This is a genomic window from Corynebacterium sp. KPL1818 (genome assembly GCF_000478135.1).
Lineage (GTDB): Bacteria > Actinomycetota > Actinomycetes > Mycobacteriales > Mycobacteriaceae > Corynebacterium > Corynebacterium accolens.
Genome location: NZ_KI515760.1, coordinates 487,867 through 501,386, shown reverse-complemented (window position 1 = coordinate 501,386; position 13,520 = coordinate 487,867). Strand labels below are relative to the sequence as shown.

The 13,520-nt window shown below is 58.6% G+C and carries 12 protein-coding genes; 2 read left to right on the top strand and 10 right to left on the bottom strand.

Features of this window, described 5'->3' with window-relative positions:
- Positions 1-6 precede the first annotated feature (6 nt).
- The 10 genes from argC to uvrA all read right to left on the bottom strand — a co-directional run bounded on the left by argC (position 7) and on the right by uvrA (position 11,672).
- Positions 7-1,050, bottom strand: coding sequence for an N-acetyl-gamma-glutamyl-phosphate reductase (gene argC, locus HMPREF1261_RS11960; RefSeq protein WP_023031142.1), 1,044 nt, complete (start codon positions 1,048-1,050; stop codon positions 7-9).
- Between the two features lie 202 nt (positions 1,051-1,252).
- Positions 1,253-3,769, bottom strand: coding sequence for a phenylalanine--tRNA ligase subunit beta (gene pheT, locus HMPREF1261_RS11955; protein ID WP_023031141.1), 2,517 nt, complete (start codon positions 3,767-3,769; stop codon positions 1,253-1,255).
- A 23-nt stretch (positions 3,770-3,792) separates the two neighbouring features.
- The gene (gene pheS, locus HMPREF1261_RS11950) at positions 3,793-4,839 is read right to left on the bottom strand and encodes a phenylalanine--tRNA ligase subunit alpha (protein WP_023031140.1); all 1,047 of its coding nucleotides are present in this window, start codon (positions 4,837-4,839) and stop codon (positions 3,793-3,795) included.
- Positions 4,840-4,959: 120 nt separating this feature from the next.
- On the bottom strand, positions 4,960-5,766 hold the full coding sequence (locus tag HMPREF1261_RS11945) for an RNA methyltransferase (RefSeq protein WP_023031139.1): 807 nt from the start codon (positions 5,764-5,766) through the stop codon (positions 4,960-4,962).
- 93 nt (positions 5,767-5,859) lie between these two features.
- Positions 5,860-6,285 carry a TM2 domain-containing protein gene (locus HMPREF1261_RS11940; RefSeq protein WP_023031138.1) on the bottom strand — a complete coding sequence of 142 codons (426 nt, stop codon included), beginning with the start codon at positions 6,283-6,285 and terminating at the stop codon, positions 5,860-5,862.
- Positions 6,286-6,448: 163 nt separating this feature from the next.
- Positions 6,449-6,832 (bottom strand): 50S ribosomal protein L20, encoded by a 384-nt coding sequence (gene rplT, locus HMPREF1261_RS11935; protein ID WP_023017886.1) that lies wholly within the window; start codon positions 6,830-6,832, stop codon positions 6,449-6,451.
- Between the two features lie 56 nt (positions 6,833-6,888).
- Positions 6,889-7,083 carry a 50S ribosomal protein L35 gene (gene rpmI, locus HMPREF1261_RS11930; RefSeq protein WP_005280326.1) on the bottom strand — a complete coding sequence of 65 codons (195 nt, stop codon included), beginning with the start codon at positions 7,081-7,083 and terminating at the stop codon, positions 6,889-6,891.
- Positions 7,084-7,118: 35 nt separating this feature from the next.
- Positions 7,119-7,682 (bottom strand): translation initiation factor IF-3, encoded by a 564-nt coding sequence (gene infC, locus HMPREF1261_RS11925; RefSeq protein WP_081445494.1) that lies wholly within the window; start codon positions 7,680-7,682, stop codon positions 7,119-7,121.
- 229 nt (positions 7,683-7,911) lie between these two features.
- Positions 7,912-8,766 carry a hypothetical protein gene (locus HMPREF1261_RS11920; RefSeq protein ID WP_023031137.1) on the bottom strand — a complete coding sequence of 285 codons (855 nt, stop codon included), beginning with the start codon at positions 8,764-8,766 and terminating at the stop codon, positions 7,912-7,914.
- Between the two features lie 65 nt (positions 8,767-8,831).
- Entirely contained in the window at positions 8,832-11,672 is a 2,841-nt protein-coding gene (uvrA, locus tag HMPREF1261_RS11915) for an excinuclease ABC subunit UvrA (protein WP_005282689.1), read from the bottom strand.
- Positions 11,673-11,736: 64 nt separating this feature from the next.
- Between uvrA and HMPREF1261_RS11910 the strand changes: the two genes are divergently transcribed.
- Both HMPREF1261_RS11910 and HMPREF1261_RS11905 read left to right on the top strand, forming a co-directional pair.
- Positions 11,737-12,339 (top strand): MBL fold metallo-hydrolase, encoded by a 603-nt coding sequence (locus HMPREF1261_RS11910; RefSeq protein ID WP_023031136.1) that lies wholly within the window; start codon positions 11,737-11,739, stop codon positions 12,337-12,339.
- Positions 12,340-12,416: 77 nt separating this feature from the next.
- On the top strand, positions 12,417-13,433 hold the full coding sequence (locus tag HMPREF1261_RS11905) for a DoxX family protein (protein ID WP_023031135.1): 1,017 nt from the start codon (positions 12,417-12,419) through the stop codon (positions 13,431-13,433).
- Positions 13,434-13,520 lie beyond the last annotated feature (87 nt).

Here is a 13,520-nt window from a genome sequence, read left to right as displayed (position 1 = left end):
GCAGCCCTACGGGGCGACTGCGGCTTGGGGCAATCCCAAAGTTTCTGTCCATCCCAGCGCGAGGTTCATGCATTGCACGGCGGCACCGGCAGTGCCCTTGCATAAATTGTCGAGCGCCGCGGTGATGATGAGGCGGTGGGAATTGTCATCGACGTGGGCTTGGATATGCACCATGTTCGTACCCACCACGTTCTGGGTTTCCGGTTGCTGGCCTTCTGGCAGCACGAGGCAGAAAGGCTCATCTGCATAAAATTCTTCGAATTCGGTGCGCACCTGCTGCTTGCCGATGCCCCCTTTCAGCCCCGCCGTAATCGTCGCCAGAATCCCACGGGGCATGGGTGCAAGCACCGGGGTGAAACTCACGGATACCTCGTCGTGGGAAAATGGTTGCAGGTTCTGCACGATTTCCGGGGTATGCCGGTGAGTGCCACCTGGTTTATAGGCCTTGACGTTACCCATGGTCTCTGCGCCCAATTGCGCGACGGATGCCTTCTTTCCCGCTCCGGAGACGCCGGTAATAGCGATCACAGACAGGGCGGGCTCCACGAACTCGCGGGCAATGGCAGGCAACGCCCCTAAGGTAACGGCCGTGGGGAAACAGCCGGGCACGGCTACCCGGTTCGTACCTGTGAGGTTCGACCTATTGTCTGGCATTTCAGGGATACCGTACGGCCACTGCCCCGCATAGTCCCCGCCGTAGTAGGCTGCCCAATCGCTCTCCTCGCGCAGCCGAAAGTCGGCGGCGCAATCGATGATGGTGACCTCATCGCCTAAGTGCTCCGCAAGCCGCGCCGAGTGTCCATGCGGCAAGCCCAAGAAGACGACGTCGTGTCCGGCTAACTCTTCGGGCGTGGTGTCAGTAATGACGCGATCTGCCAGTTGCGGCAGGTGCGGCATGATTTCTGCGACGCGCTGGCCCACTTGAGAATTACCCGTCAAGGCGCCAATGCGCAGGTCACCGGAGTGATAGGCAGGGTGGGATAGCAGCAGGCGCAGTATCTCGCCGCCGGCGTACCCTGTGGCCCCTGCCACTGCTACTGAAATCGTCATACGAGGAACTATAGCAAGAAATACGTTCCACTGTATGTTATTCAGTTAATTGGGTTACTTTCCCCAGCTCAGAGGACATGAAAGAAATTAATTTTTTGCATGAAAACGCAGAACGGCGAAGACCCAAGACCCGAGTGGTTTATGTTCCACCAAAGTCTGGTTCTTCGCCGTTTAATGCAAAAGGGTGGGCTTCTGGCCCGTCCTATGCTCGCATTTCTGCGCCGAATCGCTCCTTGGCCAATTCGGCGGCCGTCGTGCGGTGCTCGTTGACTTCCTCATCGGTCAAAGTACGGTCCGCAGCGCGGAATTGCAGCTGGAAGGCCAAGGACTTCTTGCCCTCACCCAATTGCTCACCGCGGAAGATATCAAACAGGTCGACCGACTCGATGAGGTCTCCTGCGCCCTCTTCCACCGTGGCGCGCACCTTTTCCGCTGGAATATCTTCATCCACCACCAGCGCGATGTCCTGGTGCAAAGCTGGGAATGCCGACAATACCGGCGCTGGGAAGCGCTCGGTCAGCGGCAGCGCGGTGATATCAAGCTCCATCGCGCACGTGCGCGGTGGCAGGTTGAGGGCTTCGAGCACCTGCGGATGCAATTCACCGGCATAGCCCACGATGTCATCTGTTCCTGCCACCTTGATGGCGGCGCACCGGCCTGGGTGCCATGGCAGGTGGTCCGCGGCTTCAACCTCGATATCCAGGCCAGCGGCGCGGGCCACCAGCCGTGCGGATTCAATCGCGTCCGCGTAGGTGTAATCGCGGCCTTCGCCCCACGGGCCCTCGTGCTCCATCTTGCCGGTTGCAACGGTTGCCACGTGCAAGGGCTGTTCAGGAAGCGTGCGCAGGAGTTCTTCTACCACTTCATCACCAGGACGCTGTGCAACAGACGGCATGGGCGAAGATTCTGCGCGCTTGAAGGCCACCTGCTGCAAGCCATAGAGCGCCAGATCTTTGCGGCCGCGAGCTACGTTGCGGCCCAAAGCCTCAAGCGTTGCGGGAAGCAACGTCGTGGCCAAGATGGCTTTGTCAGATTCCAAGGGATTCTGCACGGCGACGGTGTTGCGGCGGGCATCGTCAGCCGCAAGGCCCCACACATCAAAGGTGTCGTTTGCGATAAACGGCGTGGGCAAAACCTCTGCATAGCCGGCATAAGCCAAACCGTGGCCGATGGCGCGGCGGCGCTTTTGCGCTGGGGTCAAACCGCGACCGCCTGCCGGGGTGGGCAGAACGGTGGGGATATCTTCCAGGCCTTCCAGGCGCAGGACCTCCTCGATGAGGTCAACATCCATGGAAATATCGGTCCGCCACGTCGCGGGCGTGACCTGCAGAACCGAATCCGATCCTTCCTCGACCGTGCAGCCCACTTCTTTAAGGCAAGAGATAACGGTCTCGCGGGAGTATTCGACGCCGGCGTATTCACTCGGCTTTTCCGCACGCAAACGGATGGCCTGTGGCTGAGTTACCTCACCGACGAGGGTGCGACCCTTTTCCACCGTTCCGCCCGCGATGGAGTGCAACAATGCACACGCAATGTCGAGGGCCGCCTCAACGATGGCTGGATCGACGCCGCGCTCAAATCGGCGGGATGCCTCAGAGGAAAGCTTGTGGCGGCGAGAGGTACGGGCGACGGTAATGGGATCCCAGATAGCGGACTCGAAGTAGACATCGGTGGTCTGATCAGAAATCTCTGAGTGCGTGCCGCCCATAACACCGGCCAAAGATTGGATGCCGTTGTCATCGCAGATGACCACGTCCTCACCAGAGAGCTCGCGCGTGACGTGATCGAGGGTCTCAAACTTCTCGCCCTCTTGTGCATTGCGCACCGTGAGATCGCCCGCGATTTCATTGGCATCAAAGGCATGCATCGGGGTGCCCAATAGCAACATGACGTAGTTGGTCACGTCCGTTGCCACATTGACGCTGCGCTGGCCGCACAGCATGAGTTCGCGCTCCATCCAAAATGGGGTGCGTGCCTGCGGATCGATGCCGCTTACCTTGCGCACGCCAAATCGCTGCGCCTTGGTCTCCTCGCGCAGATCGATGTTGATAAGCGAGCCTTCTGCCTCTGGAACCGCAGAGGTATCGATCCCGGCCACCGCTGGATCATCGGCGACGTCCTTAAACTCCAAGTCAAAGGAAGAGGCGATTTCGCGGCTTAAGCCACGCGCAGATAGCGCGTATCCGCGGTCCGGGGTGATGTTGACGTCAAAGTCGGTATCGGACAGTCCGATGACTGGACGGGCATCTTCGCCTACCATGTCCGCGACTTCCTCCCCCAGCACGATGATGCCGTTTGCCTGCGCGCCAAGTCCCAGCTCAGCAGCGGAGCACATCATGCCATTGGAGATGTGATCATAGGTTTCGCGCGCCGCGATTTTGAACCCACCGGGCAGCTCTGCGCCGGGCAGGGAAACTACGACGTAATCGTGCAAGCGGAAGTTACGCGCACCGCAGATAATGCCCTGCAATTCACCGGTGCCATTTGCCTGGCCAACGTTGACCTGGCAGTACCGAATGGGCTTTTTGAACTGCGTGAGCTCTTCGATTTCTACGACCTGGCCGATAACCAACGGGCCAGTGGTCTCAGGGATCGGCTCATATCCTTCGGTTTCAAACCCCACGCGGACGAAACCGGAGTCCATATCGGCAGCGGACACGCTCCAATTCGGATTGGAGGCGCCAAGGATACGGGTAACCCAGTCTTGGGAAATAAGCATGATGTATCTATCCTTTCTGGGTTTTAAGCCTGTACGCCAAAGGGCAGGGTGAAGCGGACATCGCCTTCAACCATGTCGCGCATATCGGTCAGTCCATTGCGGAATTGCAGGGTGCGCTCAAGGCCCATGCCGAACGCGAAGCCCGTGTATTCTTCCGGGTCAACGCCTACCGCGCGCAGCACGTTGGGGTTGACCATTCCGCAACCGCCCCATTCAATCCAGCCGGCGCCGCCCTTTTTATTGGGGAACCAGACATCTACCTCGGCGGAAGGCTCCGTGAACGGGAAGTAATTCACGCGCATGCGCGTCGTGGTTTCGGGTCCGAAGAGCACCTTGGCTAGGTGCTCGAGCGTTCCGCGCAAATGAGCCATGGTCAGGCCCTTATCTACGGCTAGGCCCTCCACTTGGTGGAAGACCGGAGTATGGGTGGCGTCCAGCTCGTCCGTGCGGAAAACGCGCCCTGGGCAGGCGATGTACAGCGGCACATCGCGCTCGAGCATCGTGCGCACCTGCACCGGCGAGGTGTGCGTGCGCAGCACCTGCTTGGAGCCTTCCTTGCCCACGTGGAACGTATCCTGCAGGGTGCGCGCTGGGTGATCCGGCTTGAAGTTCAGGGCATCGAAATTAAAGTACTCGGCCTCAATCTCTGGGCCATCGGCGATTTCCCACCCCATGCCAACGAAAATATCGGCAATGCGCTCCGATAAGGAGGTAATGGGGTGCAGCGCACCCGTTTGCGCCCGGGTCGTAGGAATGGTGACGTCGACGGTTTCGGCCTTGAGCTGGGCCTCGCGGGCCTGCTGCTCCAATTCCTCCTTGACCTGCGCAAAACGCTTTTCCATCTTGCCGCGGGCCATGTTGACGGCCTTGCCGGCGGCTTTGCGTTGATCCTTAGGTATTTGGCCGAGGGATTGGCGGGCTTGCGGGATATACCCGTTATCGCCTAAGTGCTCGCGGCGAGCAGCGGTGAGATCCTCTAGCGTCTCTGCTGCTTCGAAGGCTGCGATAGCCTTATCGGCCGCGGCCCCCAGGGCCTGTTCGGTCAATTCGATCTGCGGTGTATCGGACACGTACTTCGTACCTTCTTCTCGCGCGAAAACTAACGCGTGCAATCTTACTCTGTCACTAGGACACGGACAGCCCCAGGGACCCCTTTTTCATTCGTTACCGCGGAGCAACGCGATTACGGTCTAGTTCTGGTCCTGCGCCTTGGCGGATTCGTACAAGCAGATGCTGGCCGCGGTGGCAAGGTTGAGTGACTCCGCGCGCCCCCGCAGCGGGATGCGTACCCGCATATCGGCCTCTTCAAGCAGCTCGCCCAGCCCGTGGGCTTCATTGCCGAAGAGCCAGGCGGTGGGTTGGGAGAGGTCGGCATCGGCAAGCTCTACTTCCCCATCCGCGGCTGTGGCGACGATTTGCATGCCAGACTTGCGCAGCTGCCCCAATACGTCCTTGATATTTGGATCGCGCGCGACGGGGACGTGGAATAAGGAGCCGGCTGAAGCGCGGGCAACCTTGCTGCCTAGGGGATCCACAGTCTCGCCCGCGAAAATCACGCCATCGGCACCCATCGCATCCGAAGTCCGAATCAACGTCCCCGCGTTTCCGGGCTCAGAGGTAAGAACCGGTACCGAAATCAACTTCGGCTTCCCGTTGAGGATCTTTCCCGCAGACCACAAGACGAAGGAACTGCACAGAGCGAAAATTCCCGTCGTCGTCGCGGTATCGGCCAGGTGCTTGGCGGCCTTGTCCGTAATGGGGTGGACGTAGACATCCATATACCCACAGGCCGTAACGATGTCCGCAAAGCGCTCGGCAGCCTTCTCCGTCACGAATACGTCCGTCGCCGCACCCGTAGACACCGCAGCATCCACCGCATTTTCGCCCTCGATAATGAACTGCTTGGCCTTCTTACGATTAGCAGCCCGGTGCAATTTCGCCGCGTTGACGATGCGCGGAGTGCGTTCAGTAAAGGCGGAGTCAAAGTCTAAATTCATAGGCCCTACCCTACCTTGGGCGCTGAACTGCTCGTTTCACGCCTCAGACATGACAAAGCCCTGCCAGAAATCCGGCAGGGCCATGGCAAAAAATTACTTCTTTAACGGGACTCCGCGTGCGTCCTTGTCGTAATCGCCCACGCCAAGGAGAATCATGAAGAACTCAATGAACACCCAGATTCCTAAAACGGTCCAGAAAAGGAAGCCCAATAGGAACCAGAAGGTAAACCAGCCGAGGATATTCAGCGACAACTGCACGACGCCATAAGTTGTGCGGCCAGTGTAGAAGTTATGCGCGCCGACACTGCCCAAGAAGAAGCACAGAAGCAACGCAGCTACCCAGGACTTTTGGTTACCTGCCGCCGCATATTGTTGCTGAGGATAGCCCTGCTGCGGGTAGCCCTGCTGCGGATAGCCACCAGAGTGGAATTCCTGGGAGTAATACGGCCGATCCTGGCCGGAAAATTGACTCGAATAAGGGTTGCCTTCTGGTTGCTCGCGGTTATATGGGCTCGTCATGGCGCGGAGTTCTCCTTGCAAATGCTGGGTTTATAGCTCCATTAATTTAGCACACACAACGGACAGGTTATTAGCAGGCTTGAGGCAGTGAGATAGCACAGAACCCACCCCTCACCGCGTCGAGCGGTATGGAGTGGGCAATCAGCTATGTAGCTGGAGAGGCTTACGCGGCCTTCGGTGCGTTGACGTCCTCAGGCAGGGCGGCCTTAGCGGTCTCGCACAGTGCGGAGAAAGCCTCGAAGTCGTTGACGGCAAGCTCGGCGAGGATCTTGCGGTCTACCTCGATCTCGGCCAGGCGCAGGCCGTGGATGAGGCGGTTGTAGGTGATGTCGTTCATGCGGGCAGCAGCGTTGATGCGCTGGATCCACAGCTTGCGGAACTCGGACTTACGCGCGCGACGGTCGCGGTAAGCGTAAGTCATAGAGTGCAGCCACTGCTCCTTAGCCTTACGGTACAGGCGGGAACGCTGGCCGCGGTAGCCCTTGGCGGACTTCAGGATCGCGCGACGCTTCTTCTTTGCGTTAACTGAGCGCTTTACTCGTGCCACAGTAATACTTCCTTAAATTCTGGTTGAGATGGTGGATGTGGGTTGATTGGGCGCTATTAAGCGCGACCGAGCAGGCGCTTGACGCGCTTGGTGTCTGCCTGGGAGACGGACTCGGTGCCCTTGAGGCGACGGGTACGCTTGGAAGGCTTGCCCTCCAGCAAGTGGCGGCGGTTTGCCTGCTCGCGGCGCAGCTTGCCGGAACCGGTCACCTTGATGCGCTTTGCGGTGCCCTTGTGGGTCTTCTGCTTCATGAGTATAAGTCCTTAAATCCTACGTGGAATATGGTTTACTTTTTGCCCTTACGAACCGGACCCAAAACCATGGTCATATTGCGACCATCCTGTTTGGGGCGGGACTCAACTACGCCAACCTCGGCGACGTCATCGGCCAACCGCTCCAAAAGCCGGAAACCCAGCTCCGGTCGCGATTGCTCACGGCCGCGGAACATGATGGTCACCTTGACCTTGGATCCCTTTTCCAGGAAGCGAACTACGTTACTCTTCTTGGTCTCATAATCGTGATCGTCGATCTTCGGACGGAACTTCTGTTCCTTCACCACGGTCTGCTGCTGGTTCTTACGAGATTCGCGAGCCTTCTGGGCTTGCTCATACTTGAACTTGCCGTAGTCCATGATTTTGGCAACTGGGGGCTTAGCCTTAGGAGCTACCTCGACCAAATCCAGGTCAGCTTCATAGGCAAGCTTGCGGGCATCGTCGGTACGGACGATACCCACCTGTTCACCACCGGGGCCGACAAGACGGACCTCGGGTACTCGGATACGCTCATTAATGCGAGCTTCAGCGCTGATTGTGGTTCTCCTCGATTTGGGGGTTATGGGTAATGAGTTCACCTACCGTGGACCACAAACGAATCTAACCCGGTCTGTCATAGACAGCCGGGAGATCTCACAGAGCCAGACACGAATGCCTGGTTACCTTTACCGTTATCCAACGAACCTGAAGTTCGCGGCATCGGGTGGGAGAATCTCCGCTTGTGACCCAGGTTCCTAGAAAAGGTACCTTGGGCGGTAGTGGATACGACACTAGCAGCCGCCACTACTTAAGGCAAACCGCAACGAACTAGCCATCCTCACAGGAGGAATCGGGCTCCAGTTTTTCATCCGCGATGGCTTTGTCAATAGCCTTGAGGACATCATCGGCAAGGTCATCGATCGCGGCGGAGCCATTCTCGTAGTCCTCGCCCTCGACGATGACGCTTAGGGCTACCCCTACCCTTTTACCATCCATTTCATGCACGCCGAATTGCCGGAAGGTGTAGTCATCGCTATTTTCATCGAGTCCCCAGCCGCTTTTTGCCCGGGTGCTTGTGTGTTTGGAGAGGCCAACGTTTTGCCATTCCACGATGTCATTTAATACTTCATGGACGTATTCGGCTTCCTTAATGCAGGGCAATTGCGCACCGAAATTTGCCTGCTCCTGCAATGGCCAGGTGGCATACCCGAAAGAACCTTCCTCGATGGAGGCTTTCGAGCCGTGCTCGCGCAAGAGCTTTTCCACCGCCTCTGAGGCCTCGCCTTCCTCCCACTGCACCTGCGACCACAATGCGTAGGCGGCGTCGTTGTCGGATTCCTTGATGGCCAAATCCACCAAGGATGGATCGGCACCGTCCTGCAGCGCCGTAATGGCGATGGGCACTTTGATGGTGGACCATGCTGGGCCTTCGCCCTTGTCTCCCGCGGAGATTTTTTGGTTACCGGCGGCGATGGCCACGCCAACTTTGGCATCGTAGTCCTTGGACACTGCCTCAACTGCGCGGTCTAGATCTTTGGCGATTGCGGCATCGGCATTATCGCTAGCGCTTGCCGATGCCCCATCCCCCGCCGTATCCGGCGCCTGCTCAGGTGACGAGCACGCCGCCACGGCGGCAAGCGATACCGTGGCCAGTATCGCTCCTAATCTCTGCCGTAGGTTCATTCCTCACAGACTAGTCCATGATTTAAAAAGAGGACAATTTTTCACAGAAACTATCGCCCTTATTTTTAAGGCAGCATTTCCTTGAGGTAGCCGCCGGTATAGGAACCTTCCACTTGTGCAACCTTCTCCGGCGTCCCCTGCGCAACCACGGTGCCGCCGCCGGCACCGCCTTCAGGGCCCATATCCACAATCCAGTCCGCTGCCTTGATGACATCGAGGTTGTGCTCAATGATGAGCACGGAATTGCCCTTATCTACCAAGCCTTGAATCACCAGCATCAACCGGCGAATATCTTCAAAGTGCAGACCAGTTGTCGGCTCATCCAAGATATAGATGGTGCGGCCATTGGTGCGCTTTTGCAGCTCCGAGGCAAGCTTCACGCGCTGGGCCTCGCCGCCGGACAACGTGGTGGCGGCTTGGCCGAGGCGGACGTATCCCAAGCCGACATCGACAAGCGTGGCCAAGTAACGGTGGATGGAGGTGATGGGCTCAAAGAAGTCCGCGGCCTCCGAAATGGGCATGTCCAGCACTTCCGCGATGTTTTTGCCCTTGTAGTGGACCTCCAAGGTCTCGCGGTTATAGCGCGCGCCCTCGCAGACCTCACACGGAACATAGACATCCGGCAGAAAGTTCATCTCGATTTTGATGGTGCCATCGCCCTGGCAGGCCTCGCACCGCCCGCCTTTGACGTTGAAGGAAAAACGGCCGGCCTTGTAGCCGCGCACCTTTGCTTCTTGGGTCTCCGCAAAAAGGTTGCGAATCTTATCAAAGACACCGGTATAGGTCGCCGGGTTAGACCGCGGGGTGCGGCCAATCGGGCTCTGATCCACCTGCACCAATTTATCCAGGTGCTCAATGCCCTCCACACGCTTGGCGCGCCCAGGAACCTGACGGGCGCGGTTCAAGTTATTAGCCAGGGTCTTGGCCAGGATCTCATTGACCACGGTGGACTTGCCGGAACCAGACACGCCGGTAATGCACACTAGCACGCCGAGCGGAATCTCGACGTTAATTCCCTTGAGGTTATTTTCTCGTGCGCCGACTACCTTGAGGGTGCGGTCTTTATCGATCTCGCGGCGGTGATCCGGAACGGCCAGGACCTTGGAACCGGATAGGTACTGCCCCGTTAGAGACTCCTTTACCTGCTCCACGCCGGCGGGCTCGCCTTGGTAGACCACTTCGCCGCCGTATTCGCCGGCGCGCGGGCCCACATCCACGAGCCAATCGGACGAGCGAATGGTGTCCTCATCGTGTTCGACCACGATGAGCGTATTGCCGATATCGCGCAGGCGCTGCAAGGTCGAAATCAGGCGGTGATTATCGCGCTGGTGCAAACCGATGGACGGCTCATCCAACACGTACAGCACGCCGGCGAGCCCAGATCCAATCTGCGTGGCCAGGCGGATGCGCTGGGCCTCGCCGCCAGACAGGGTCGAGGCGCCGCGGTCCAGGGTGAGGTAGTTTAGCCCCACGTCCAATAAGAAGCGCAGACGGGCTTGGGTCTCCTTCAACACCGCCCCAGCAATGATTTCCTCGCGGTGTCCTAAGACCAGCGAATCCAAGAATTCCGAGGCATCTTCGATGGACAGGGCGCTCAGCCCCGCGATGGACTGTTCGCCATGGGTGGTCGACGCCAGGCGCACGGCGAGGATTTCCGGCTTCAGGCGCGTTCCCTTACACGTGCTACACGGCACCCGGCGGGTGTATTGCAGCAGCCGATCCTTTTGGGACTGCGAATCCGTCGTATCCAATTTGCGGTGCAGGAATCCGACGGCACCCTCAAAGGGCGCGGTCCAATTGCGCTGGCGGCCATAGCGGTTCTTATAGCGCACCCGCACCTCGGTTTCGGTGCCGTAAATCAACGCATCGCGCTGCTCCTTGGTCAGCTCGCTGACAGGGGTCTGCGGGTCAAAGCCCAGGGCCTTGCCTAAACCTTCCACGAGTTTGACGAAGTACCGGGAGTTCGGGCTGGAATGCCACGGCTGCACGGCATCAACGGCCGGGGCATCCGGATCCGGGATGAGCAGGTCTACATCCACTTCGAGCTTGGTGCCCAAGCCATCGCAGACCGGGCAGGAGCCAAAGGGCGCGTTAAAGGAAAACGCGCGCGGCTCGTATTCCTCAATGGTAAGAGTGTGGCCATTGGGGCAGGCCGCCTTCTCGGAATAGGTATGCGTGAGTTCTTCTTTATCGACGAATTCGATGGTGACGAGGCCATCGGCAAGCCGCAAAGCCGTTTCCACGGAATCGGTGAGGCGCTGCTTCTGCGATGCCTTGACCTGCAGCCGGTCCACCACCACCTCGATGGTGTGCTTAACCTGCTTCTTCAGCTTCGGCGGATCGCTTAATTGGTGGGTCTCACCATCCACGCGCACGCGGGAGTAGCCCTGCGCCGAAAGGTCCTGGAAGAGGTCAACAAACTCACCCTTGCGCTTCCGCGCCACCGGGGCAAGCACCTGGAACTTCAGCTTTTCTTCCTGCTCCAGGACGGCATCAACAATCTGCTGCGGTGTCTGGCGCTCGATGACGGCATCGCACTTGGGGCAGTGCGGGGTGCCGGCACGCGAGAAGAGCAAGCGGAGGTAATCGTAAATCTCCGTAATCGTGCCCACGGTAGAGCGCGGGTTGTGGTTGGTGGATTTCTGATCGATGGATACCGCCGGCGACAGGCCGCCGATGTATTCCACATTGGGTTTATCCATCTGGCCCAAAAACATCCGGGCATAAGAGCTCAACGATTCCACGTAGCGGCGTTGGCCCTCTGCGAAGATGGTATCGAAGGCCAGCGAGGACTTACCAGAGCCCGAAAGCCCAGTAAAAACCACCATTTTATCGCGCGGAATATCGATATCCACGCCCTTGAGATTGTGTTCCCGTGCGCCTCGCACAATCAATCGTTCTGCCACTGCGCTCCAGCCTCCACATCATAGATTTTAATCTCCCCTTGAATGTACCCGTAGGCTGGGACGTATGACTAACGAGCTACATCTTCACCAGATCTCCGTTTCGGAGATGGACAATAACTGCTACCTGCTCACCGCCGGCGACCAAGGCTTGCTTGTCGATGCCGCCGATAACGCCCCCGCCATCCTCGACATGGCCCGCGAGGCAGGCGTTGACATCACCGCCGTTCTCACCACGCACCGCCACTGGGATCACGTGCGGGCGCTCGGCGAGGTCCTGCAGGCCACCAACGCAAAGCACTACGCCTCCTTCATTGATTCGCCGGCCATTCCAGAAGACGTAGACGTTGAGCTGCGCGAGGGCGATTCCATCGAGTTTGCCGGAATGAAATTGCCCATCATCATCCTGCGCGGCCATACCCCCGGCGGCGTGGCACTCGTGGCCACCGTTGACGGCGTCACCAACCTGTTTGTGGGAGACTCCGTTTTCCCCGGTGGATTGGGTCGAACGACCTCTGAGGGCGACTTTGTGCGGCTATATAAGGACGTCACCAAGCGCGTCTTCGAGGAGTTCCCAGATAACGCCATCATTCGCCCGGGGCATGGCAAGCCCACCACCTTGGGGGAAGAACGCCCCAAGTTGGGTGATTGGTGGGAGCGCCGGTGGTGATCTAGGCGGCTATTTCAGCGTATAATGGTCAATCACACGATTGGTCTAGAACAACGAGCTAAGGAGCTTAAAGGACTATGATTCGCAAGTTTGCCCGCCCCATGCTGGCATCGGTATTTGTATGGGAAGGTGTAGACGACCTGCGCAATGCCTCGGAGCACACCAAGGAAACCGAAGGCTTCCTCAAGACCCTGCGCAAGTTCGTCCCCTCCGGTTACAAGAACCTCATTCCCAATGATCCGGAGCTAGCTACCCGCGCCCTTGGCGGCGCAAAGATCGGTGCAGGTACCACCTTGGCTCTGGGCAAGGCACCGCGCACCTCCGCAGCCGTGCTGGCTGCCGCTACCGTGCCCAACTTGGTGGGCAAGAATAACTTCTGGGCCGCAGATAATAAGAAGGAAAAAGAAGACCGTCGCAACGGCTTCATTACCAATACCGCCCTGCTCGGCGCGCTGTTTATCACCACCCAGGACACCGAGGGCAAGCCGTCCCTGCGCTGGCGCGCACAGAAGGCCGGTGAGCGCACCAATAAGAAGATTCAGCAGGCGCTGCCCACCAAGTCTGAGTCTCAGGAAAAGCGCGAGGAGCTTTCCGCTCGCGCCAGCGAGCTGTCCAATAAGGCCGGCGACTGGTTCAATGAGACCTCCCAGAAGGCTCAAGCCTATGTGGATGACAACAAGGATGACTGGCAGTCCACCGGTCGCGGCCTCCTAGATACCGCCAAGTCCTATGTCGATGACGCCAAGGACTACGTCGATGACAACAAGGACGACTGGCAGGATTCCGGCCGCGATTTCTTGGACAACGCGAAGTCCTTCATCGAGGACTCCGTCGATAGCGCCAAGTCCTACGTTGATGACAACAAGAAGGACTGGCTGAAGTCCGCTGAGTCCAACGCCAAGACCGCCCGCAAGGGTGCCGTCAAGGCCGCGAACAAGGCACAAAAGCGCGCCGATGACGCCGCATCGAAGCTCGACAAGGCAGATTCCAAGCGCGCTGCTAAGAAGGCTTCCAAGCAGGCAGACAAGCTGCAAAAGAAGGCTAATAAGAAGATCGACGCCGCTATCAAGAAGATTGAAAAGCGCGCTAAGTAATTCGCCTTAACCCTCGCACACGGCCCAGCCCTACGCTGGGCCGTTGTTCTTTGTCACGGCAAGGTCTAAACTCGAACCTCCCCTAGG